Annotated in this window: 19 protein-coding genes; 8 read left to right on the forward strand and 11 right to left on the reverse strand. The window is 66.7% G+C overall.

Features of this window, described 5'->3' with window-relative positions:
* Window positions 1–16: 16 nt before the first annotated feature.
* Window positions 17–1,468: an FAD-binding oxidoreductase gene (locus GU920_RS05060; RefSeq protein WP_161765853.1), complete on the forward strand. Its 1,452-nt coding sequence runs from the start codon at window positions 17–19 to the stop codon at window positions 1,466–1,468.
* On the forward strand, window positions 1,465–2,658 hold the full coding sequence (locus GU920_RS05065; protein ID WP_161765854.1) for a hypothetical protein: 1,194 nt from the start codon (window positions 1,465–1,467) through the stop codon (window positions 2,656–2,658). The genes GU920_RS05060 and GU920_RS05065 overlap by 4 nt, the downstream gene beginning before the upstream one ends.
* Before the next feature lie 907 nt (window positions 2,659–3,565).
* Here the strand turns inward: GU920_RS05065 and hemC are convergent.
* On the reverse strand, window positions 3,566–4,510 hold the full coding sequence (hemC, locus tag GU920_RS05070) for a hydroxymethylbilane synthase (protein ID WP_161765855.1): 945 nt from the start codon (window positions 4,508–4,510) through the stop codon (window positions 3,566–3,568).
* Between the two features lie 75 nt (window positions 4,511–4,585).
* Between hemC and GU920_RS05075 the strand changes: the two genes are divergently transcribed.
* Genes GU920_RS05075 through GU920_RS05085 form a run of 3 tightly spaced genes read left to right on the forward strand, consistent with a single transcriptional unit; the run spans window position 4,586 to window position 6,840 of the window.
* Window positions 4,586–4,903: a hypothetical protein gene (locus tag GU920_RS05075; protein ID WP_161765856.1), complete on the forward strand. Its 318-nt coding sequence runs from the start codon at window positions 4,586–4,588 to the stop codon at window positions 4,901–4,903.
* Window positions 4,900–5,937: a uroporphyrinogen decarboxylase gene (gene hemE / locus GU920_RS05080; RefSeq protein ID WP_161765857.1), complete on the forward strand. Its 1,038-nt coding sequence runs from the start codon at window positions 4,900–4,902 to the stop codon at window positions 5,935–5,937. Before GU920_RS05075 ends, hemE begins: the two co-directional genes overlap by 4 nt.
* Window positions 5,938–5,940: 3 nt before the next feature.
* Window positions 5,941–6,840 carry a DMT family transporter gene (locus GU920_RS05085; protein ID WP_161765858.1) on the forward strand — a complete coding sequence of 300 codons (900 nt, stop codon included), beginning with the start codon at window positions 5,941–5,943 and terminating at the stop codon, window positions 6,838–6,840.
* A gap of 3 nt (window positions 6,841–6,843) precedes the next feature.
* On the opposite strand, the gene GU920_RS05090 is transcribed toward GU920_RS05085, so the two are convergent.
* The 3 genes from GU920_RS05090 to hemF all read right to left on the reverse strand — a co-directional run bounded on the left by GU920_RS05090 (window position 6,844) and on the right by hemF (window position 8,973).
* The gene (locus GU920_RS05090) at window positions 6,844–7,548 is read right to left on the reverse strand and encodes a hypothetical protein (protein ID WP_161765859.1); all 705 of its coding nucleotides are present in this window, start codon (window positions 7,546–7,548) and stop codon (window positions 6,844–6,846) included.
* A gap of 147 nt (window positions 7,549–7,695) precedes the next feature.
* On the reverse strand, window positions 7,696–8,049 hold the full coding sequence (locus tag GU920_RS05095; RefSeq protein WP_161765860.1) for a hypothetical protein: 354 nt from the start codon (window positions 8,047–8,049) through the stop codon (window positions 7,696–7,698).
* A gap of 48 nt (window positions 8,050–8,097) precedes the next feature.
* Entirely contained in the window at window positions 8,098–8,973 is an 876-nt protein-coding gene (gene hemF / locus GU920_RS05100; RefSeq protein WP_161765861.1) for an oxygen-dependent coproporphyrinogen oxidase, read from the reverse strand.
* Window positions 8,974–9,090: 117 nt separating this feature from the next.
* Between hemF and GU920_RS05105 the strand changes: the two genes are divergently transcribed.
* Window positions 9,091–9,486: a hypothetical protein gene (locus GU920_RS05105; protein ID WP_161765862.1), complete on the forward strand. Its 396-nt coding sequence runs from the start codon at window positions 9,091–9,093 to the stop codon at window positions 9,484–9,486.
* A 12-nt stretch (window positions 9,487–9,498) separates the two neighbouring features.
* On the opposite strand, the gene GU920_RS05110 is transcribed toward GU920_RS05105, so the two are convergent.
* The 3 genes from GU920_RS05110 to clpS form a co-directional block, all read right to left on the reverse strand.
* Window positions 9,499–10,305 carry an SDR family NAD(P)-dependent oxidoreductase gene (locus GU920_RS05110; protein WP_161765863.1) on the reverse strand — a complete coding sequence of 269 codons (807 nt, stop codon included), beginning with the start codon at window positions 10,303–10,305 and terminating at the stop codon, window positions 9,499–9,501.
* Between the two features lie 12 nt (window positions 10,306–10,317).
* Entirely contained in the window at window positions 10,318–11,304 is a 987-nt protein-coding gene (locus tag GU920_RS05115) for a class I SAM-dependent methyltransferase (protein ID WP_161765864.1), read from the reverse strand.
* 196 nt (window positions 11,305–11,500) lie between these two features.
* Window positions 11,501–11,842 carry an ATP-dependent Clp protease adapter ClpS gene (gene clpS / locus GU920_RS05120; protein ID WP_161765865.1) on the reverse strand — a complete coding sequence of 114 codons (342 nt, stop codon included), beginning with the start codon at window positions 11,840–11,842 and terminating at the stop codon, window positions 11,501–11,503.
* A 180-nt stretch (window positions 11,843–12,022) separates the two neighbouring features.
* Between clpS and GU920_RS05125 the strand changes: the two genes are divergently transcribed.
* Window positions 12,023–12,730, forward strand: a complete 708-nt coding sequence (locus GU920_RS05125) for an HAD family hydrolase (protein WP_161765866.1) — start codon at window positions 12,023–12,025, stop codon at window positions 12,728–12,730.
* Between the two features lie 181 nt (window positions 12,731–12,911).
* Window positions 12,912–14,654, forward strand: a complete 1,743-nt coding sequence (locus tag GU920_RS05130; RefSeq protein ID WP_328799233.1) for a D-alanyl-D-alanine carboxypeptidase family protein — start codon at window positions 12,912–12,914, stop codon at window positions 14,652–14,654.
* Window positions 14,655–14,757: 103 nt separating this feature from the next.
* Here the strand turns inward: GU920_RS05130 and ccoS are convergent, their stop codons facing one another.
* The 4 genes from ccoS to ccoG are packed head-to-tail and all read right to left on the reverse strand — an operon-like array spanning window position 14,758 to window position 19,031.
* Window positions 14,758–14,916 carry a cbb3-type cytochrome oxidase assembly protein CcoS gene (ccoS, locus tag GU920_RS05135; RefSeq protein ID WP_161765867.1) on the reverse strand — a complete coding sequence of 53 codons (159 nt, stop codon included), beginning with the start codon at window positions 14,914–14,916 and terminating at the stop codon, window positions 14,758–14,760.
* Between the two features lie 10 nt (window positions 14,917–14,926).
* Window positions 14,927–17,131, reverse strand: coding sequence for a heavy metal translocating P-type ATPase (locus GU920_RS05140; RefSeq protein WP_161765868.1), 2,205 nt, complete (start codon window positions 17,129–17,131; stop codon window positions 14,927–14,929).
* 3 nt (window positions 17,132–17,134) lie between these two features.
* On the reverse strand, window positions 17,135–17,599 hold the full coding sequence (locus GU920_RS05145; RefSeq protein ID WP_161765869.1) for a FixH family protein: 465 nt from the start codon (window positions 17,597–17,599) through the stop codon (window positions 17,135–17,137).
* Window position 17,600: 1 nt separating this feature from the next.
* Complete coding sequence (gene ccoG / locus GU920_RS05150) at window positions 17,601–19,031, reverse strand: cytochrome c oxidase accessory protein CcoG (RefSeq protein WP_161765870.1); 1,431 nt, start codon at window positions 19,029–19,031, stop codon at window positions 17,601–17,603.
* Window positions 19,032–19,087 lie beyond the last annotated feature (56 nt).

The following is a 19,087-nucleotide window of genomic DNA, read 5'->3' on the forward strand; positions in this document are numbered from 1 at the left end:
ACGACCGGAGCGCGCCATGTCCCTGATCCAAGACCTCATTCCCCTGCTCGGGCAACCCCACGTTCTCACCGGCCCCGACATGGCCCGCTACGCCCGCGACTGGATGGGCGGCTACCAAGGCACACCCCTCGCCGTGGCCCGCCCCGGCAGCACGGCGGAAGTCGCCGCCACCGTCAAACTGGCCGCAGACCACAACATCCCCGTCATCCCCATCTCCGGCAACACGGGCCTCACCGGCGCGACCTATACCGAAGGCGGCCTCCTCCTCTCCACCGAACGGCTCAACCGCATCCGCGAGGTTCGCCCCGCTTCCCGCCTCGCCATCGTCGAGGCGGGCGTCATCCTGTCCCACCTCCACGACGCCGCCGCAGACCACGGCCTCTACTTCCCCCTCTGGTTCGGCGCGCGCGGCTCGGCCATGGTCGGGGGCGTGCTGTCCACCAACGCGGGCGGCTCCAACGTCCTGCGCTACGGCTCCACCCGCGCGCTTTGCCTGGGGCTCGAGGTGGTGCTGCCCGATGGCCGCGTCCTCAACCTGATGTCCGAACTGCACAAGGACAATTCCGGCTACGATCTGAAAAACCTTTTCATCGGCGCCGAAGGCACGCTCGGCATCATCACCGCCGCTGTGATGAAACTCGTCCCCGCCCCCCGCGCCCATGCCACCGCCACCCTCGCCGCGCGCTCCCTCCCCGACGCGCTCGAACTCCTCAACCGCCTGCAGGCGGCAACGGGCGGCCTGGTGGAGGCCTTCGAATACATGCCCGCCGATTACATGGCCCGGCTGGAACGGGTCCGCCCCGATCTCGGCATCCCCTTCCCCGCCCATCGCGCCTGCACCCTGCTCGTGGAAATCGCCGCCACCGCCCCCGCGCTGACGGCGGAAACCGCCCAAGGCACCCTCCCGCTGACCGACCTACTGGAGGACACCCTCGCCCAACTGATGGACGAAGGCCTCATCCTCGACGCGCAGATCGCCCGCTCCACCACCCAGCGCGCCGCCATGTGGGCGCGGCGCGAGGCGGCGGCCGAAATCGGCGCCGCCGTGAAGCCGATGATCGACAGCGACATCGCCCTCCCGCTCGACAAGGTTGAATCCTTCCTCACCCGCATCGGCCCGCGCCTCGCGCAGATCGCCCCCGGCGCGGAAACCGTCACCGTCGCCCATCTGGGCGATGGCAACCTGCATTTCTCCGTCTATCCCGGCGATCCGTCCAAGGCGCTCTATGACCGCGTCATCCACGCGATCGAAGATATCGTCCAGGATCTCGGCGGCTCCTTCTCCGCCGAACATGGCGTGGGCCTGTCCAAGCTCAACTCCATGGCCCGCCGCAAAGACCCCGTCGCGCTCGACCTGATGCGAACCCTCAAACAGGCCATCGACCCGGCCAACCTGATGAACCCCGGCAAGGTCATCCCCCCCAAGAACACAGCCCCCGAAGACCCGGCCAAAGACCCCACAGAATGACCAGCCTCTCCGTCCTGCGCGACCCCACGCTCCGGCTCATCGCCTGGGCGCTGCTCCTTCTCGGGGCGCTCAATGCCTCAGTCTATCCCTACCAGTCGCTGGTGGGCATCGAACGCATCGGCCTCAGCGAACCCGCCTTCGCGCTGATCCTGACGCTGGCCTCCGCCACCTCGGTCACCGCTTCGGTCCTGCTCGGCATCCTGTCCGATCAACGCGCCAACCGCCGCCGCATCGCATTGCTCACGGCCACATCGGGCGCGGCGGGCGTGGGGCTGATGCTCATCGCCCCCTCACCCCTAACCTTCGCCCTCTGCCACGGGCTTCTCTTCCCCGTCGCCACCTCGCTCTACGGCCAGCTCTTTGCCCTCGCCCGCCTCGCCCGCAGCGATGACGGCACCGCCCGCGACGCCATCCTCGGCACCCTGCGCTCAGCCCTCTCGCTCAGCTTCCTCACCATGCTGGTGTTCTGGACCTTCGCCTTCGGCTGGGGGCTCGACGTCATGGCCGTCTACCTTTCGGCCACGCTGGCCGCCGTCGCGCTGACCACGCTCTTGCACCTGCGCTGGCCCCGCGACGGCCAGACGACATGGGCTGATCGCCCCTCCGGACTGAACTTCCGCCGCGCGCTGGCCGAGATTGCGGAACCCCGCATCCTGATCCGGCTCCTGCTCCTCGGCGCCATCGCCTCAGCCGGCAACCTCTACATGATCCTCACCGCGCTGGTGTTCGACGCTTCCCCTATCCGCGATGCCGGCGATGCCGCGCTCTACATAGGCCTCGTCGCGGGGTGGGAGGTGCCCTTCATGCTCCTCCTGCCCCGCATCACCCACCGCTTCCGCCGCGCCACCCTGCTGGCGGCGGGAACCGTGCTCTATGTCACGCACCTCGCCCTGATGCCGGTGCTGACCGATACCGCATGGCTCTGGGGGCTGACACTCCTCGCAGGCCTCGGCGGCACGGCGATCCTCACCCTGCCCATCGCCTATTACCAAGACCTGCTCGACGGCCGCCCCGGCGCCGCAGGCGCCATGATCGCGCTCCAACGGCTGGCGGCAGAGCTCCTGGCCGCCGCCGCCTTCGCGACGGGCGCGCTGATCGGCGGCGGCTATGCTCTGACCGCGCTGATGGGTGCCGGCGTGGCCCTGACCGGGGCAGGCGTGCTCCTATGGATCGACCGCCCGCGCCTGTGAACGCCAACAGGAAACGCGCTTGCAGCGCGTTCAAATCCCGGCAGTATAGGACAGTAATAGGCGCGTCTCTTCGCCCCAACGTTTAAGTTTTCGCCCAGAAGATTTGATAGACTGAAGAAATCACGTCACAGGGATTCTTCAAGGTGATCCAAAGGCGATCAGTGTCGCCATCGCGGAGTCGATGATCTAAGCCGTGCAGCACGGACGGACTGTCACCATGTTTTCTGTCGGTTCAATCGCGATGGCAAAGAGGGTTGGCGTAATGTCAAAAAATCTAAAAAGCAAGATTACACTGGCCGCAATTGTTTTTGGAATAGCTTTCCTCGATCCGTCGTTCGAGCCTTTCCAAAGCGCTCATGGCTTCTTGAGCGTTTCTGTCGTTCTTCTAGTCATATTCTTCGGCGATCGTTTGGCATCTTGGCTAATGCGAAAGTAAAGAATGAAGCTTAAATTTCTTCCAGAGTAAGAAACCTCGTTTTTTGAACCACCCTAATTCAGGCGATCCACCTAAAAACCGCGCAGCGACGAGCATGCCATCTCGGCCAGTATCTTTCAGATCACGCCCATAGATTGATCGCGCATACCTATTGCTGCGGGCCTTCATCGCTTTTGGCTTCACACTTCGCATTCGCAATACCATCAACCTTGCTCTCTCGGTTATCCACCCAGAATACAACTGCTCGCACCTGAATAAAGGCTAGGTGGTCTATATCCACCGCACGACGTACAAGGCAAACGCGCGATGCGCGCCCGGCTTCCCTGAGAAGTGCAGAGAACTTCGCGACTCACCCGCCGTGTCATGGTTAACGCGCCGAAAACCCACCGCGCGTCTGCACGCCCGTCTGCACGCGTTCCTGCACGCCCGAAAACGCCGCCCGCCGCCGATTAATCCAGCGCCCGCTTACACTTAGCGCCAGCTGAAGAACCCCGCAGGCGCCCGGCCCAGCAACTCCTCCGCCAGATCGCGCCCCATGGCCGCCGCATCTGACAGGCCCCCACGCCGCGCGCCCGTGATCGACTCGCTGCCATCCGGCCGCAGGATCTCGCCGCGCAGCCAAAGCACGTCCTCTTCGATCACGGCAAGCCCCGCAATCGGCGTCTCGCAAGACCCGTCCAGCCGTGCCAGCATCCCGCGCTCGGCGGCCAGCCGCACCCCCGTATCCCGGTCATGGATCGCCGAAAGCATCCACTCAACCCGTTGATCGGAAACGCGTCTTTCCACGCCGATCGCGCCTTGCGCCACCGCAGGCAGCATCTCTTCCGGCGCAATCGCCGCCCGCGCCACATGCGCCATGCCCAGCCGGTTCAGCCCCGCCATGGCAAGGAACGTGGCCACCGCCACCCCTTCCTCCAGCTTGCGCATCCGCGTCTGCACATTGCCCCGGAACTCCACCAGCCGCAGATCGGGCCGCCGCAGCGCCAGTTGCGCCCGCCGCCGCAGCGACGAAGACCCCACCACCGCCCCCTGCGGCAGGTCCGCCAGCGACGCCACGCCGGGCGACACGAACCCGTCCCGCACATCCTCGCGCGGCAGATAGCAGTCCAGCACCAACCCCTCCGGCTGCACCGTCGGCATGTCCTTCATCGAATGGACCGCTATATCTATGGCGCCTTCGATCAACGCCTCCTCGATCTCGCGTGTGAACAGCCCCTTGCCGCCGATCTCCTTCAGCGGCTTGTCCAGGATCTGGTCGCCCGTCACCTTGATCACCACGATCTCGAACGCCTCATCCGGCAGGCCAAAGGCCACCCCCAGACAGCGCCGCACCTCATGCGCCTGCCACAGCGCAAGGGGCGAACCACGGGTTCCGATCTTCAACGGCTGGGCGGGGGAGGGGAGCGGATGCGTCATGCCCCAAGGCATACAACTGTCATCTTTACCTGACAACTCTTGACAAGCGGCCCCCGCCAGCCGACCCATAACGCCATGACGCTGTTCCTGTCCCTCGCCCTCCTCGCCTCTGCCGCGCTCATCTTCCTTGCGTTTCGGATGGAGCGCAGCGCGATCCTTGGCGGGATCAACGGCGCGAACGGCCTGACCATCCTCGTGGCCTTCATCGTGTCGGCCACGACAACGCTGCCCGTGGCCGCCGTCACATGGTGGATGCACGGCATCCTCGCGGCGCTGCTGGTCATCCTGATCTCGGTCCTCTGGCACTTCGGCGCGTGGCGCTATGCGATGGCCTCCCTGCAATCCCTCGCCGACCGCACGAATGGCGAGACCAGCCTGAAAGCCCGCCCATGACCGCACCCACCAAGACGATCCTGCGCGCCCTCGCAGGGGAAACCCTGCCCACGCCACCGATCTGGATGATGCGCCAGGCGGGCCGCTACCTGCCCGAATACCGCGCCACCCGCGCGCAGGCGGGGGATTTCCTGTCGCTCTGCTATACCCCTGATCTTGCGGCCGAAGTTACCCTGCAACCGATCCGCCGCTACGGCTTTGACGCCGCCATCCTCTTTGCCGACATCCTGCTGCTCCCACAGGCACTCGGCCCCAAACTCTGGTTCGAAACGGGCGAAGGCCCGCGGATGGAAACCACCACCACGATGGATCAGGTCCGCGCGCTCAAACCCACCGACGCGATCCATGACACGCTGTCGCCCGTCTATGAAACCGTCCGCATCCTGTCGCGCGAACTCCCGCGCGAGACCACCCTCATCGGCTTTGCCGGCGCGCCCTGGACCGTCGCCACCTACATGATCGGCGGGCGCGGGTCCAAGGATCAGGCTGCCGCCCATGCCCTGAAAGATACCGACCGCGCCACGTTCGAGGCGCTGATCGACCGCATCACCGAGGCGACGGTGGAATACCTCTCCGCCCAGGTGAATGCCGGGGCCGAGGTGGTGAAACTCTTCGATTCATGGGCAGGCTCGCTCAAAGGCAAGGATTTCAACGACTTCGCCGTCAAACCCGCCGCGCGCATCATCGCCGCGATGAAAGACCGCCACCCCGGCCTGCCCATCATCGCCTTCCCGCGCGAAGCGGGCGATGGCTATATCGGCTTCGCCGCCAAGACCGGGGCCGATTGCGTGGCGATCGACAATTCGGTGACGCCGGAATGGGCGGCCGAACATGTCCAGCCGGGCGGCTGCGTGCAGGGCAACCTTGCGCCCGAACACATGGTCACGGGGGGCGAGGCGCTGGTGGCGGAGACCCGCCGCGTGGTCAACGCCTTCCGCAAGGGGCCGCATATCTTCAACCTCGGCCACGGCATTACACCGGATGCCGAACCGGCCCATGTGCAACTGATGATCGACACGGTCCGCGGGGCCTGATCCATGACGCTGCCGCTCTGGGTCTGGGCCGCGCTGATGGGCGCCATCGCCCAGACCGGGCGCAATGCCACGCAGGCGGGGCTGACGGCGGCGCTCGGCACCGCCGGGGCCACGCAGGTGCGCTTTCTCTTCGGCCTGCCCTTTGCGGTTCTTTTCCTCGTGATTCAAACCACTTGGACCGGATCACCCATCCCCATCCCCGGCCCGGCCACGCTGGGCTGGACGGCGCTCGGCGCCTGGGGCCAGATCGCGGGCACCGCCCTCATGCTTCTCTTGATGAAGGATCAATCCTTCGGGGTCGCAACGGCATGGCTGAAGACAGAACCCGTCCTCGTGGCGCTTCTTGGGATCTTGCTGCTGGGCGACCACCTCACCCCCGGCATCCTCGCCGCCATCGCCATCGCGACGCTGGGCGTCCTGATCCTGTCGATCAGGCCCGGCCCGCTACGCAACCTGTTCCAGACCCGCGCCGCAGCCCTTGGCCTGCTCTCGGGCATGGGCTACGGACTGGCCGCGATCGGCTTTCGCGGTGGCATTACCGCCCTGCCGGATGGCAGCTTTCTCACCCGCGCGCTGACCACGCTTGGCCTCGCGCTCGCGATCCAGACCGCCACGCTGCTGATCTGGCTGGCGCTCTTCAACCGCGCCGCGCTGGTGGGGTCCTTCCGCGTCTGGCGCAGCTCGCTCGCCGCAGGCTTCCTCGGCGCCTTCGCCTCCGCCTGCTGGTTCACGGGGTTTTCCCTGACCTCTGCCGCGAATGTCCGCACGCTGGCCCTGATCGAGGTGCCGATGGCCCAGCTTGTCGCCCGCCTGCATTTCAAACAGACCACCACCCCGAGACAATACCTCGGGATGGCGGTCATCCTTGCCGGGGTCGCCGCGCTGCTGATCCAGCAGGGCTAGGCGTCAAAGCCCCGGGATCAGGCTCAGCAGGCCACGCCGCCCGAAGGTGGCCTCCTCGCCCCCCATCTCGATCGACAGGCCGACGCCCACAAAGGCCTCACTCCCCGTCAGACCAAAGGCATCTGCCCGCACCGATCCCACTTCCGCAAAGACCGAAGACCCCTGCCCCAGCGCGTAGATCCCCTTCACGCCCAGACGCGTAACATCGACCGCCCCGTCGAAATCCGCATTGTCCAGCTTTACCCCAAGCCCGAACTGCTCTGACAGCGCGAACTTGCCCTCGACCCCGATCACGGTGCCCGTCACGCCGGCCTCTTTCCCGCGTGCCAGATAGACCTCCACCCCGCCCGTGCCGAAGCTCTGCCCGTATTCAACCCCGTAGAAGTTGACGCTCGACCCATCCACATCGTCCACGCCCAGAAAAGCCCCCGCCGATCCCTGCGGGTTCACATCATAGATCCCATGCAGAACAAGGTTGGTGCCTTCCGCATTGCTTGCCCCGAACCCGAACAGCCCAAGGTCCAGCTGAACAGACGCCCGATCCGACAGGCCAAACTCGAACGCGCCCTCGCCCGAGATACGATTGACCGACATTTCATCCCAGAACGCAGAATAGCCAAGGGTGATGTCCCCCTTGAACTCCTGCGCCGACGCCACGCTGCAAAAAAGGGTCGCCGCGAATGCGGCGGTGATGATGTGCTTTTTCATGATGCCCTATGCCTCAGGATTTTTGTTATTGCTAAAGGGTATCAAAATGATCGCCAGCCTGCCAAGTCGCTGATCCGGCACGGCACGGAATCGGATGCCTGTCGTTGCATCGCAGTCACAAACAAGCATATGTAAACAAATGTAAATTCAAGCGGCCGTCGGCCCTAGAACCTGCCTCAGGACAGCCAGCGCTGCGTGGCCGTCGGCATCGCCCGCATCCACAAAGACTGCGACCTCACCCACCATCCCCAGTTTCGCCATCATGGCGGGCCGGATCGCCACGACAAAGCCCGCCTCGGTGAAAGTCACCGCCTCCACCGCATCCTTCGCGGCGAAAATCTCGTCGCTCACCTCCAGATACAGCCCCTTCCGGTCGCCCGGACGCCCTTCGAAGACGACATAGCCATCCTCCGGATCCTCGCTCGCGGCAAAGCCCACGGCAAGGCTGTCGCCCTCCACGTCCGTCCAGAAAGCCCGCGCCCTGATCTCGATATCCGCCATCGCCCGCCCCTTCGTCCCGCTGCGGCGCCTCTTACAGGGCGGACAGGATCAAGTCCACTTGGCGATCGGCGGCAGGCTCATCAGCACGGCATTGGCGTCATGCCCCGTCTCCAGCCCGAACTTGGTGCCGCGGTCATAGACAAGGTTGTATTCCGCATAAAGCCCGCGATGCACCAGTTGCGCCTCGCGGTCGGCCTCGGTCCAGGGCGTGTTCACCCGCTGCTCCGTCACCGGCACGAAAGCGGGCAGGAAATGCCGCCCCACCTCTTGCGTGAAGGCGAAATCCGCCTCCCAACTGTCGCCCGCCGCGCCGCCGCTGTTCAGGTCATCATAGAAGATGCCGCCCACACCCCGCGCCCGCCCGCGATGCGGCACGAAGAAATACTCATCCGCCCAAGCCTTGAACCGCGGATAATAAGCTGCGTCATGCAGATCGCAGGCCGCCCGCATCTGGCCGTGGAAATGCGCCGTATCCTCCGCGTATTCGATCGCCGGGTTCAGGTCCGACCCGCCGCCGAACCACCAGGCATGCGGTGTCCAGAACATCCGCGTGTTCATGTGCACCGCAGGCGCATGGGGGTTCACCATATGCGCCACCAGCGAAATCCCGCTCGCCCAGAAGCGCGGGTCCCGGTCCATGCCCGGCACGCCCCGCGCCGCCATCGCCTTCTGCGCCCGCTCGCCCAGCGTGCCATGCACCTCGGACACATTCACCCCAACCTTCTCGAAGACGCGCCCTCCGCGCATCACGCTCATCAGCCCGCCGCCGCCATCGGCGCGGGTGGTGGGCGTCACCTTGAACCGGCCCGGCGTCCCCGTCCCAAAGCGATCCTCCAGCCCCTCGAAGGCCGCCACGATCTGGTCGCGCAAGTCGCGGAACCACGCGGCAGCACGGGCTTTGCGGGCATCGTACAGGTCAGTCATCGCTGTCTCTCCAGGTTTACACCGGCATGCCTAGCATTTGGGAAGGCCGCTCAACAACACGGCATTTGCAGCGGAAGGCAAAGGTCGTAAACTGCGCCCGATCAAAGGATACCGCCCATGCGCCGCCTCGTCATTCCCGCCCTCCTGCTGCTCACTGCCTGCGGCACGCCGCAGGAACAGTGCATCAACCGCAACACCCGCGACCTGCGGACGATGCAGGGTCTGGTCGACGAAACGCAGGCCAACCTCGCCCGTGGCTACGCGATCGAGGAATACACCGTCTATGTCCCGGTCTGGCAGATCTGCGATTACGCCCCCTCAGGCGATCCGGCCAATCCCACGCCCGTGGCGCGCTACTGCTTTGAAGATGAACCGCAAACCCGCACCCGGCCCAAGGCCATCGACCTGAACGCCGAACGGGCCAAGCTCGAAAGCCTGCTGCAGCGGCGCGACGAACTGGCGCGCGCGGCCGAACCCGTCATCGCCCAGTGCAAGGCGCAATACCCGGAATAACGCAGGCCTGCGTCAGAAACTCGGGGCGGCGACCACATCCAGAAGGCCCCGCCCGCCATCCAGCGTCAGTACCTGCCCGGTCATGAACCCCGACGCGTCCGAGGCGAGGAAATGCACCGCCTCCGCCACCTCGTCGGCGCTGGCGATCCGGCCCAGCGGCGTGCCGCGCTCGATCCGGTCCCGCCAGTCCGAATTCTCGCGCAGCGCGCCCTGCAACGACGCGCTCATCACCGAACCGAAGGATACGGCGTTCACCCGGATGCCGCGTGGCGCCAAGGCCACCGCCAACGACCGCGTCATCTGCTCCACCGCCGCCGAACTGATCGAATAGCCCAGAAGCTGCGGCTGCGTCCGCACCGCCGCCAGCGAGGACAGGTTCACGATCGACCCGATCATCCCTTCGGCCTCTGCTTTCTCGGCCTTTTGGATCATCCGCTTGGCGGTCATCTGGCACAGGCGCAGGCTGGTCAGCAGGTTCTGCTCCAGCAATTCCTCCACCAGATCGCGTTCTGGGTCCAGCGCATCGGACACGCCGCATTGGCGGCTTGCGTTCACCAGAATGTCGATCCGTTCAAAGGCATCAACCGTGGCCGACAGAAGGTTCGCCATGGTCAGCTTCTGCCGCAGATCGCCCGCAAACATCCGCACCGGCCCTTCGGACCGGGCCTCTTCGCCCACCTCGTCCTCCAGCCGCGCCTCATCCATGTCGGCGAACATGACATTCGCCCCCTTGTCGACGAAATGCCGCGCGATCGCCAGCCCGATCCCGTTGGCCGCCCCGGTGATGATGGCCGTTTTGCCGGAAATGGAAAAACTCATGGATCGTCCTGTCTAGCGCACCCGGATCGGATGCGACGCCCGTATAACCCGAAACCCCGTATCCCCGCCAATATCCTGCACCTCGCGGAACAGGGTCGTCAGCACCCGATCATAGGGCAGGTGGCGGTTCGCGACCAGCCACAGCACGCCCTGCGGCTGCAGCATCCGCGCCGCCGCGCCGATGAAGGCGATGCCAAGCGCCGGGTCGGCGTCGCGTCCCTGATGGAAGGGCGGGTTCATCACCACATGATCCATCGCGCGGGGCAGCTTCACCGTGGTCGCATCGGCCCAGTGGAACGCGGCCCGTGCATTGGTCACGTTCACCCGCGCGCAATCCAGCGCATCGGCCTCGGCCTCCACCAGATGACATTCCTTCACGCCCGCCCGGCCCAGCACCGCCCGCGCCAGATAGCCCCACCCGGCCCCCAGATCGGCCACACGCCCCTTCATCTCTTCCGGCAACGCGGCGGCCAGCAGGGCCGATCCCCGGTCCACCCCATCGGCCGAAAAGACCCCCGCCACGGTGCGGAACCCCTCCACCTCGGCCGGTGCGGGCCGCCAATCCTCAAGCCCCGGCCCGGCGGGAAAGACCGCCAGCTTGCCATGCGCCTTCGACAGCGCCTCCGACACCGCGGCCCGACCGCGCAACTCCTTCAGCATGGCATCCACACCGTCGGTCTTCTGCCCGTCCACCACCACAGGCCCGCCCGGCACCACCAGCGCCGCCGCCATGGCCACCAGCGCCCGCCCCTGCGCCCGCGCGCGCGGCAGACAGACCACCGCCGCCGCATAGGGCCCCGCCCCCTCGCGCAGCACCGTCACACCGCGCGCGGCGAACCAGTCGAAATCCGGGCGAAAGCCGGTGATCACCTCTACCCGGTCTTTCGGCAGTTCCCCCAGATCATCCCCGATCCGGGGCCGGATCAGCGCCACCCGGCCCTCGGGCGGCACCACGAAAAGCCCTGCCTCCAGCGCCTGTGTCAGTCGGGCAGATCGCATCGCTTATCCCCTTGCAAATCGCCGCGCACCATAGGCAGCGCCCCGCCGGAACCCAAGGCGAAATCTGACGCAGATTTCGCAGCGTTTACCGTCACAGGAAACGAAAAACCGCCCCTCGGGGCGGTTCAATGCGGAACTTGCGTCAAATTCCGCCGCGATTTCTGCGTGCAGATATCGCCCTGCCGGGCGGGACGGATCACTCCTTCTCCATTGTGCATTGCAGCGGGTGCTGGTGGCGGCGCGCGAAATCCATCACCTGCGCCACCTTCGTCTCGGCCACCTCGAACGAAAAGACCCCCACCACCGCCAGCCCCTTCTTGTGAACCGTCAGCATGATGTCAAAGGCCTGCGCATGGCTCAGCCCAAAGAACCGCTCCAGCACATGGACCACAAACTCCATCGGCGTATAGTCGTCGTTCAGCAGCATCACCTTGTAAAGCGGCGGGCGCTGCGTCTTGGACTTCGTCTTCGTCAGAAGCCCGGAATCGCTCCCCGGACCCTCGGGGGTTCCAGACAGGGTGATCGGGCGCGAAGTCACGGGACGGTCTCTCCGATGGGGGCAGGGGATTCGGGCATGTTGCCTGACGCAAGAATATAATCCTTTCGCGCGCAACGAAAAGGGGCCTGCCGCCCGCCCGCGCCCAAAGCTTGCGCCCGGCCGCGTCCCACGGCATCACGGTGCCGCGATCCCGTGCAGCGCAACCCAGAAAGCAACGTCATGCCCGCCAGCCCCCGCATCACCACCATCGGTTTCGATGCCGACGATACGCTCTGGCAGAACGAATCCTTCTTCCGCCTGACGCAGGACCGCTTCACCGCCCTGCTGGCCGATTACGCCGATCCTGACCATCTGCATGACCGCCTGCTCGCCGCCGAACGCCGCAATCTTGGCCATTACGGGTTTGGCGTGAAGGGCTTCACCCTGTCGATGATCGAAACCGCGATCGAGGTGACCGAAGGCCGCGTCCCCGCCGCCGTCATCGCCGATCTGATCGCCGCCGGGCGCGAGATGCTGGAACATCCGATCGAGCTTCTGCCCCATGCCCGCGCGACCGTGCAGACGCTGGCCGAAACCCACCGTGTCCTGCTCATCACCAAGGGCGATCTTCTGGATCAAGAACGCAAGCTCGCCCAATCCGGCCTCGGCGATCTGTTCCACGGGGTGGAAATCGTGTCGAACAAGACCGCCCCGGTCTATGCCACAGTCTTCTCCCGCCACGGCGACGGCCCCGACCGCGCGCTCATGGTGGGCAACTCGCTCAAATCCGATGTCATCCCCGTGATCGAAGCCGGCGGCTTCGGCGTCTATGTGCCGCATGGGCTGACATGGGCGCTGGAACAGGCCGATCCGCCACAGGATCACCCGCGTTTCGCCGCCCTCGATCATCTGGGCCTTCTCCCCGATCTGGTAGCCCGGCTGTCCTGACCCACAAATCCTAGCGCCCCGCCCCGTCTCGCGGGCGGCTTTGCCACAGTGCAGCTTTCCGGTGAAAGTCATTGAAAAACGGGGGTTTTCCGGGCCACCCCCCTGTGCTAGTCTGCGACCAAGGCAGACAAGTCCCACCAAAAACCGGGGCACCCTGAGGCAGGAACAAGGAACCAGCGACGTGGCATCGCTCATGGGGCATTACGCCCGTTTGCTTTCATTCGTTTTCGTCGCGGCCCTTCTGGCGCTTGTGTCCGCATCACCGCTGCGCGCCGCCCCCTATGCCGCGATCGTGATCGACGCCCGCAGCGGCGAGGTGCTTTATGCCGAAAACGCCGACACGCGCCTGCACCCCGCCTCTCTCACCAAGATGATGACGCTCTACATCGCGTTCGAGGAAATCCAGCGCGGCAATATCTCGCTCGACACGATGGTGACCATCTCCAAGCACGCCGCCGCACAGCCGCCCTCGCGGCTCGGCCTGCGCGCCGGGCAGAAAGTGTCGCTGCGCAACCTGATCCGCGCCGCCGCGATCAAATCCGCCAATGATGCCGCCGCCGCCATCGGTGATGCCATCGCGGGCAACGAGGCCGATTTCGCCCGCCGCATGACCCGCACCGCCAAGGCGCTGGGGATGTCGAACACCACCTTCAAGAACGCCCACGGCCTCACCGCCTCGGGGCATCTCTCCACCGCCCGCGACATGACGATCCTCGGGCGGCACCTGTTCTATGACTTCCCGCAATACTACAACCTGTTCTCCCGCCGCTCCGCCGATGCGGGGCTGGCCACGGTGAACAACACCAACCGCCGCTTCCTCGATGCCTATGAAGGCGCCGACGGCATCAAGACCGGCTTCACCAATGCCGCGGGCTTCAACCTTACCGCCTCCGCCGAACGCGGCGGCAAGCGGCTGATCGCCACCGTCTTCGGTGGCAAATCCACCGCCGACCGCAACGCCCGCATGATGAAACTGCTCGACATGGGCTTCGGCAAGGCCCCGCGCAACGCGCCGGTGAACCCGCCCGCCCCGCCCAGCTATCAGGGCGGCGACGAAATGCTGGTCGCCGATGCCGATCTGCCGGAAACCGCCGATGGCGCGGGCAAGACGGTGCGCGTCTCGATGAACGTCACCACCTCGCCCCGGCCGCTGGCCCGCCCCGGCGCCGCTGCGCCCGAACCGCCCGCCGAAACCGTCGTCGCCACGGCCGAGGCGGTGGATGCCATGCAATCGGGCATCGAAGGCGCGCTCGCTGCCGCGCTGGCCCCAGAAGACAGCCTCGAATCGCAGGCCGCCGAACTCGCACAGGCCGCCGCACCCGCCGCGACCCTCGCCGTGGATGATGTGGAACTTGCCTCCGCCGGCACCACCGCGACCGATGCCCTGCCCGATGCCGATACGCTGGCCGCCGCCGTCGCCGCCCTGCCCGATGTGCCGCCGCAGGCCCGCCCCGGAACGGAACCGGGAACCGACGCCGAAACCGACGCCCTCGCCGCCGCCACCCTGCCCGAGGCCACGCCCACAGAGGCCGAACCCGAAATCATCCCCTTCCAGGTCGTCTCTGCCGCAGGCGTGGCCGTCTCGCCCCGCCCGCAGACGCGCAACGCCCCGATCTTCGACGATGTCGCCACCCCCGAAGCCACGGCCGCGGCCGAGCCCGAGGTGATCCTCTCCGTCTCCACCTCCGGCGAACGGCACTGGGGCGTGAACCTCGGCCGCTACGGTTCCAGCTACGAGGCCGAACGCGCCCTGCTCCGTCTGCAACTGGTGGAAACCGCCACGCTGAACGGGTCGCTCCGCAAGGTCATGCCGCGCAGCGGCGGGTTTGACGCCACTTTCGTGGGGCTGACACAGGATCAGGCCGATCTCGCCTGCCGCCGCTTTCAGGCCCGCGCGATCCAGTGCTTCACGATGGGGCCGTAACGGCCCCGCCTTCCCCGCTTCATGCCGCCGCCGCGCATCCCGCAGGGATGCCCGTTTTCTGCGTAAGAAAACGACGCGGAACTTGCGTCAAGTTCCGCCCGCCTCACGGCTTGGGGTGATCATCCCATTCCTTGGTCAGGATGCGCTGCGCATCCCCTTCCGGGTCGTCATACTGGCGGTGCCGCATCGTCCAGATGAACGCCACCAGCCCAAGCCCCCCCAGAAACAGCGATACGGGGATCAACAGGCCCAGAATTTCCATCGCGCTCCCCTCACTTCAACCGCAGTGCATTCAGCGACACGGTGATCGACGACAGGCTCATCGCCGCCGCCGCCGCAAGCGGCGTCGCCATCCCCACCAAGGCCAGCGGCACCGCGATCACGTTATAGGCCGCCGAGATCCCGAAATTCTCCACGATCCGGCGCGATGCCTGACGGCTGATCCGCAGCGCATCGCCGATGGGCGCCATATCCTGCCCCAAAAGCACGATGTCCGATGCCACCCGTGCCGCATCCAGCGCGCTGGCCGGCGACACCGACACATGCGCCGCCGCCAGCGCCGCCGTGTCGTTCAGCCCGTCACCCACCATCAGCACCCGCCGCCCCGCCTGCGTCCGAGCCTGCACATCCGCCGCCTTCTCGGCGGGCAGCACCCCGGCCTTCCATTCCGCAATGCCCAGCCGCGCCGCCATGTCCGCCACCGCACCCTGCGCATCGCCCGACAGCAGCACCACATGCAACCCCTGCCCGCGCAAACTGGCCACCGCCGCCTCGGCCCCCGGGCGCAGGCTGTCGGCAAAGGTGAAGGCCCGCGCCGCCCCCTCACCCGTGCACAGATAGCTCGCCGTCACGGCGCGCGGGTCCGCCCCGCACCACTCGGCCCGCCCCAGCCGCACCCGGCGGCCCTTCCAGACGCCCTCGACACCGTAGCCGGGAACCTCGCGCAACGCCTCCACCCGCGCGGGATGAACCCCCGCCGCCCGCGCGCCCGCCACCAAAGCCTGCGCCAAAGGATGCGACGACGCCGCCGCCAGCGCCGCCGCCACCTCCACCGCCGCGCGGGGATGATCACCCAGATTGGTCACCTCCGGCGCGCCCATGGTCAGCGTCCCGGTCTTGTCGAACACGACCGTATCCACCTCGGCCAGCCGCTCCAGCGCCGTGCCATGCTTGATGAGCAGCCCCTTGCGGAACAGCCGCCCGCTCGCCGCCGTCACCACCGCAGGCACCGCCAACCCCAGCGCACAGGGGCAGGTGATGATCAGAACCGCGGCCGAGATATTGACCGCATATCGAAGATCGCCCCCCGTCCTCCACATCCAGAAGCCAAAGGCGCTGAACGACAGGATATGCACCAGCGGCGAATAAAGCCGCGCCGCCCGCTCGGCGAGGCTGGTGTACCGCGTGCGCGCGCTTTCCGCGACCGCCACCAGATCGGCCATCCGGTGCAGGCTGGACTCCCGCCCCGCCGCCGTCACCCGCACCACCAGCGGCCCGGTCAGGTTCCCCTCCCCTGCGGATACCACTGCCCCCGGCCCGGCAAAGATGGGCAGGCTTTCCCCGGTCAGCAGCGACCGGTCCACCTCTGACTGCCCCTCCACCACCACACCATCCACCGGCATCCGCCCGCCCGGGCGCACGCGCACCAGATCGCCCGCCACCACCTCCGCCAAGGGCAGCACCACCTCGGCCCCATCGCGCAGCACGGTCGCGCGCGGCACCTCCAGCGCAGCCAGAACCGAAGCCGCCGACCGCGCCACCGCCCGCGTGCGGTGGTCCAGATAGCGCCCGGCCAGCAGAAAGAAGGCCAGCATCACAGCGGCATCGAAATAGGCGTGATGGCCGCTGTTCCATGTCTCGAACAGCGAAATCCCCGATGCCAGGATCAGCGCCAGGCTGATCGGCACATCCATCCCCAGCCGCCCCACCCGCAAACTCGCCCATGCGCTGCGAAAGAACGGCTGCCCCGCGAACACCACCGTGGGCAGCGCAATGGCGGCGGAAATCCAGTGGAACAGATCCCGCGTCGCCTCCCCCGCGCCCGACCAGACGGCGACCGACAACAGCATGACATTCATCATGCTGAACCCCGCCACCCCCAGCCGCATCAGCAGGTCGCGCCCCTGCCGGTCCGTCTCGGTCGCGCTCAAGAGACCGGGGTCCAGCTCATGCGCCTCATACCCCACCGCCTGCAGCGCGGTGATCAGCGGCGCGGCGGTCACCTCCGGCGCGGCATCGACCGATGCCCGCCGCAGCGTCAGGTTCACCCGCGCCGACCGCACCCCCGGCACGGCGGCCAGCGCCTGCTCCACCGTCGCGATACAGGCCGCGCAATGCGCGCCGGGCAAGGACAGCATCAGCCCCGCGCCCTGCGCCCCGGCGGCGCGGGCGGCGATGTCCCCGGCATCCGGGGCCGCCACGCAGGCCGGGCAGGCCGCCAGCTGCGCATGTTCGGGGATAGGGGCAGACAGCGTCATGGACTAACCCTGATCTGCATCGCTGATGAACAGTTCCAGCCGCTGGCGGAACGGCGTTCCATCCTGTGCCTCGGCCTCCACCAACACCATCCACTTGCCCCGCGCCAGCGCCAGATCGGCCTTCCAGACCCCGCCCACGCGCACCAGCGCGGGCCGCACATCCTGCCCGGTCTCCGTGGTCCGACCCACCAGCACCTCGAAGGACCGCGCCTCCGCCGGCAACCCTTGGGCATCCGTCACGGCCAGCGTCAGGCGACCCTCGTCATAGGCAGGCGCCACCCGCCAGCCCAGCGCCTCCTGTGCGCGGCGGTCCGCGTCAAAGCTCTGGCTCGCCACATAACCATTCGCCACCTCCAGCCCCGGAAATGTGGAAATCGCCTGCCAGGCCATCACCAGATTCACCGCGATGATCACGCCAAAGGCCCCCACCGCAATCCCCAGCACATGCCGCCCCGTCAGTTCGGCCATCTCACTGCCCCTTCCCGTTGAAGACCGTGTCATGATGCACCCGCGCCGTGCTGCCCGTATCGGCCACCCACAGGCGCAGCTCTGTCCGGTCCGCCACCGCCGCCGCCGATCCCGGCGCCGCCTCGACATAGACCCGCTGCTGCAGCGTCTCGTTCGCCGGCACCCGCACCAGCGCATCCGCGCTGCCCTCCAGCCGCAGCACCAGCCCCGCCTCCGAGGTCACCGAAATCGAATAGGTCTCGTCGCTGCCCGATTTGTTGCGCAGCCGGATGTCATAGGTGTTGCGGATCGTGCCATCCGACAGCGTCACAAAGGTCGGGTTGCGCACCGGCGATACGTTCACGTCGATCTCGGATCGCAGGAACAGCGCCACCACCAGCCCGATCCCCACCCCGGCCCAAAGCACGGTGTAAAGCACCGTCCGCAGCCGGAACACATGGCTCCAGACCGATTTCGGCGTCTGGCCTGCGCGTTCGCGCACCTCATCGGTCAGCGCCATATAGCCGATCAGATCGCGCGGCTTGCCGATCCTGTCCATCGTGTCGTTGCAGGCGTCGATGCACAGCCCGCAGGTGATGCAGGCCAGTTGCTGGCCATTGCGGATATCGATCCCCATCGGGCAGACGTTCACGCAGGCCATGCAGTCGATGCAATCGCCCTGCCCCTCCGCAACCTCACCCTGATGCAGCTTGCCGCGCGGCTCGCCCCGCCAGTCGCGATAGGCGATGGTCAGCGTGTCCTCGTCCATCATGGCGGCCTGGATGCGCGGCCAGGGACAGGCGTAGATGCAGATCTGCTCCCGCGCGAACCCGCCAAAGGCAAAGGTCGTCAGCGTCAGGATCAGCATCGTCAGATAGGCAACCGGGTGGGCCGTGCCCTGCACCAGATCGGCGGCCAGCGTCGGCGCATCGGTGAAATAGAAGATCCACGCCCCGCCCGTCGCCAACCCGATCAACAGCCACAGCGTCCATTTCAGCGCGCGCTTGCGGATCTTCTCGCCATCCCAGCCCTGCCGGTGCAGACGGATGCGCGCGTTGCGATCCCCCTCCACCCAGCGTTCGACCAGGATGTAAAGGTCGGTCCACACCGTCTGCGGGCAGGCATAGCCACACCACACCCGCCCCGCCGCGCTGGTGAACAGAAACAGCCCGAGCCCCGCCATGATCAGCAACCCCGCCACGAAGTAAAACTCGTGCGGCCAGATCTCGATCGTGAAGAAGAAGAACCGCCGGTTCGCCAGATCCACCAGCACCGCCTGATCGGGCAGGTTCGGCCCTCGGTCCCAGCGGATCCACGGCGTGAGGTAATAGATCCCCAGCGTCACCGCCATGATCCACCATTTCATCGTGCGGAACGCGCCTTTCACCCGGCGCGGAAAGATCGGCTCGCGCGCGGTGTACAGGCTGGTGGGCTCGGCATCAGGGCTGGTCACGGAAGGCTCCCGGGATTCGGATTGCCGTCAGGTATCGGCCAGCCGGGCTGGCGGCA

Source organism: Paragemmobacter ruber, assembly GCF_009908315.1.
Lineage (GTDB): Bacteria > Pseudomonadota > Alphaproteobacteria > Rhodobacterales > Rhodobacteraceae > Paragemmobacter > Paragemmobacter ruber.

What these genes read in the sequence shown, in the direction of transcription:
- GU920_RS05060 (WP_161765853.1), top strand. Translation starts at nt 17, where the DNA reads ATGTCCCTGATCCAAGACCTCATTCCCCTGCTCGGGCAACCCCACGTT.
- GU920_RS05065 (WP_161765854.1), top strand. Translation starts at nt 1,465, where the DNA reads ATGACCAGCCTCTCCGTCCTGCGCGACCCCACGCTCCGGCTCATCGCC.
- hemC (WP_161765855.1), bottom strand. Translation starts at nt 4,510, where the DNA reads ATGACGCATCCGCTCCCCTCCCCCGCCCAGCCGTTGAAGATCGGAACC.
- GU920_RS05075 (WP_161765856.1), top strand. Translation starts at nt 4,586, where the DNA reads ATGACGCTGTTCCTGTCCCTCGCCCTCCTCGCCTCTGCCGCGCTCATC.
- hemE (WP_161765857.1), top strand. Translation starts at nt 4,900, where the DNA reads ATGACCGCACCCACCAAGACGATCCTGCGCGCCCTCGCAGGGGAAACC.
- GU920_RS05085 (WP_161765858.1), top strand. Translation starts at nt 5,941, where the DNA reads ATGACGCTGCCGCTCTGGGTCTGGGCCGCGCTGATGGGCGCCATCGCC.
- GU920_RS05090 (WP_161765859.1), bottom strand. Translation starts at nt 7,548, where the DNA reads ATGAAAAAGCACATCATCACCGCCGCATTCGCGGCGACCCTTTTTTGC.
- GU920_RS05095 (WP_161765860.1), bottom strand. Translation starts at nt 8,049, where the DNA reads ATGGCGGATATCGAGATCAGGGCGCGGGCTTTCTGGACGGACGTGGAG.
- hemF (WP_161765861.1), bottom strand. Translation starts at nt 8,973, where the DNA reads ATGACTGACCTGTACGATGCCCGCAAAGCCCGTGCTGCCGCGTGGTTC.
- GU920_RS05105 (WP_161765862.1), top strand. Translation starts at nt 9,091, where the DNA reads ATGCGCCGCCTCGTCATTCCCGCCCTCCTGCTGCTCACTGCCTGCGGC.
- GU920_RS05110 (WP_161765863.1), bottom strand. Translation starts at nt 10,305, where the DNA reads ATGAGTTTTTCCATTTCCGGCAAAACGGCCATCATCACCGGGGCGGCC.
- GU920_RS05115 (WP_161765864.1), bottom strand. Translation starts at nt 11,304, where the DNA reads ATGCGATCTGCCCGACTGACACAGGCGCTGGAGGCAGGGCTTTTCGTG.
- GU920_RS05125 (WP_161765866.1), top strand. Translation starts at nt 12,023, where the DNA reads ATGCCCGCCAGCCCCCGCATCACCACCATCGGTTTCGATGCCGACGAT.
- ccoS (WP_161765867.1), bottom strand. Translation starts at nt 14,916, where the DNA reads ATGGAAATTCTGGGCCTGTTGATCCCCGTATCGCTGTTTCTGGGGGGG.
- GU920_RS05140 (WP_161765868.1), bottom strand. Translation starts at nt 17,131, where the DNA reads ATGACGCTGTCTGCCCCTATCCCCGAACATGCGCAGCTGGCGGCCTGC.
- GU920_RS05145 (WP_161765869.1), bottom strand. Translation starts at nt 17,599, where the DNA reads ATGGCCGAACTGACGGGGCGGCATGTGCTGGGGATTGCGGTGGGGGCC.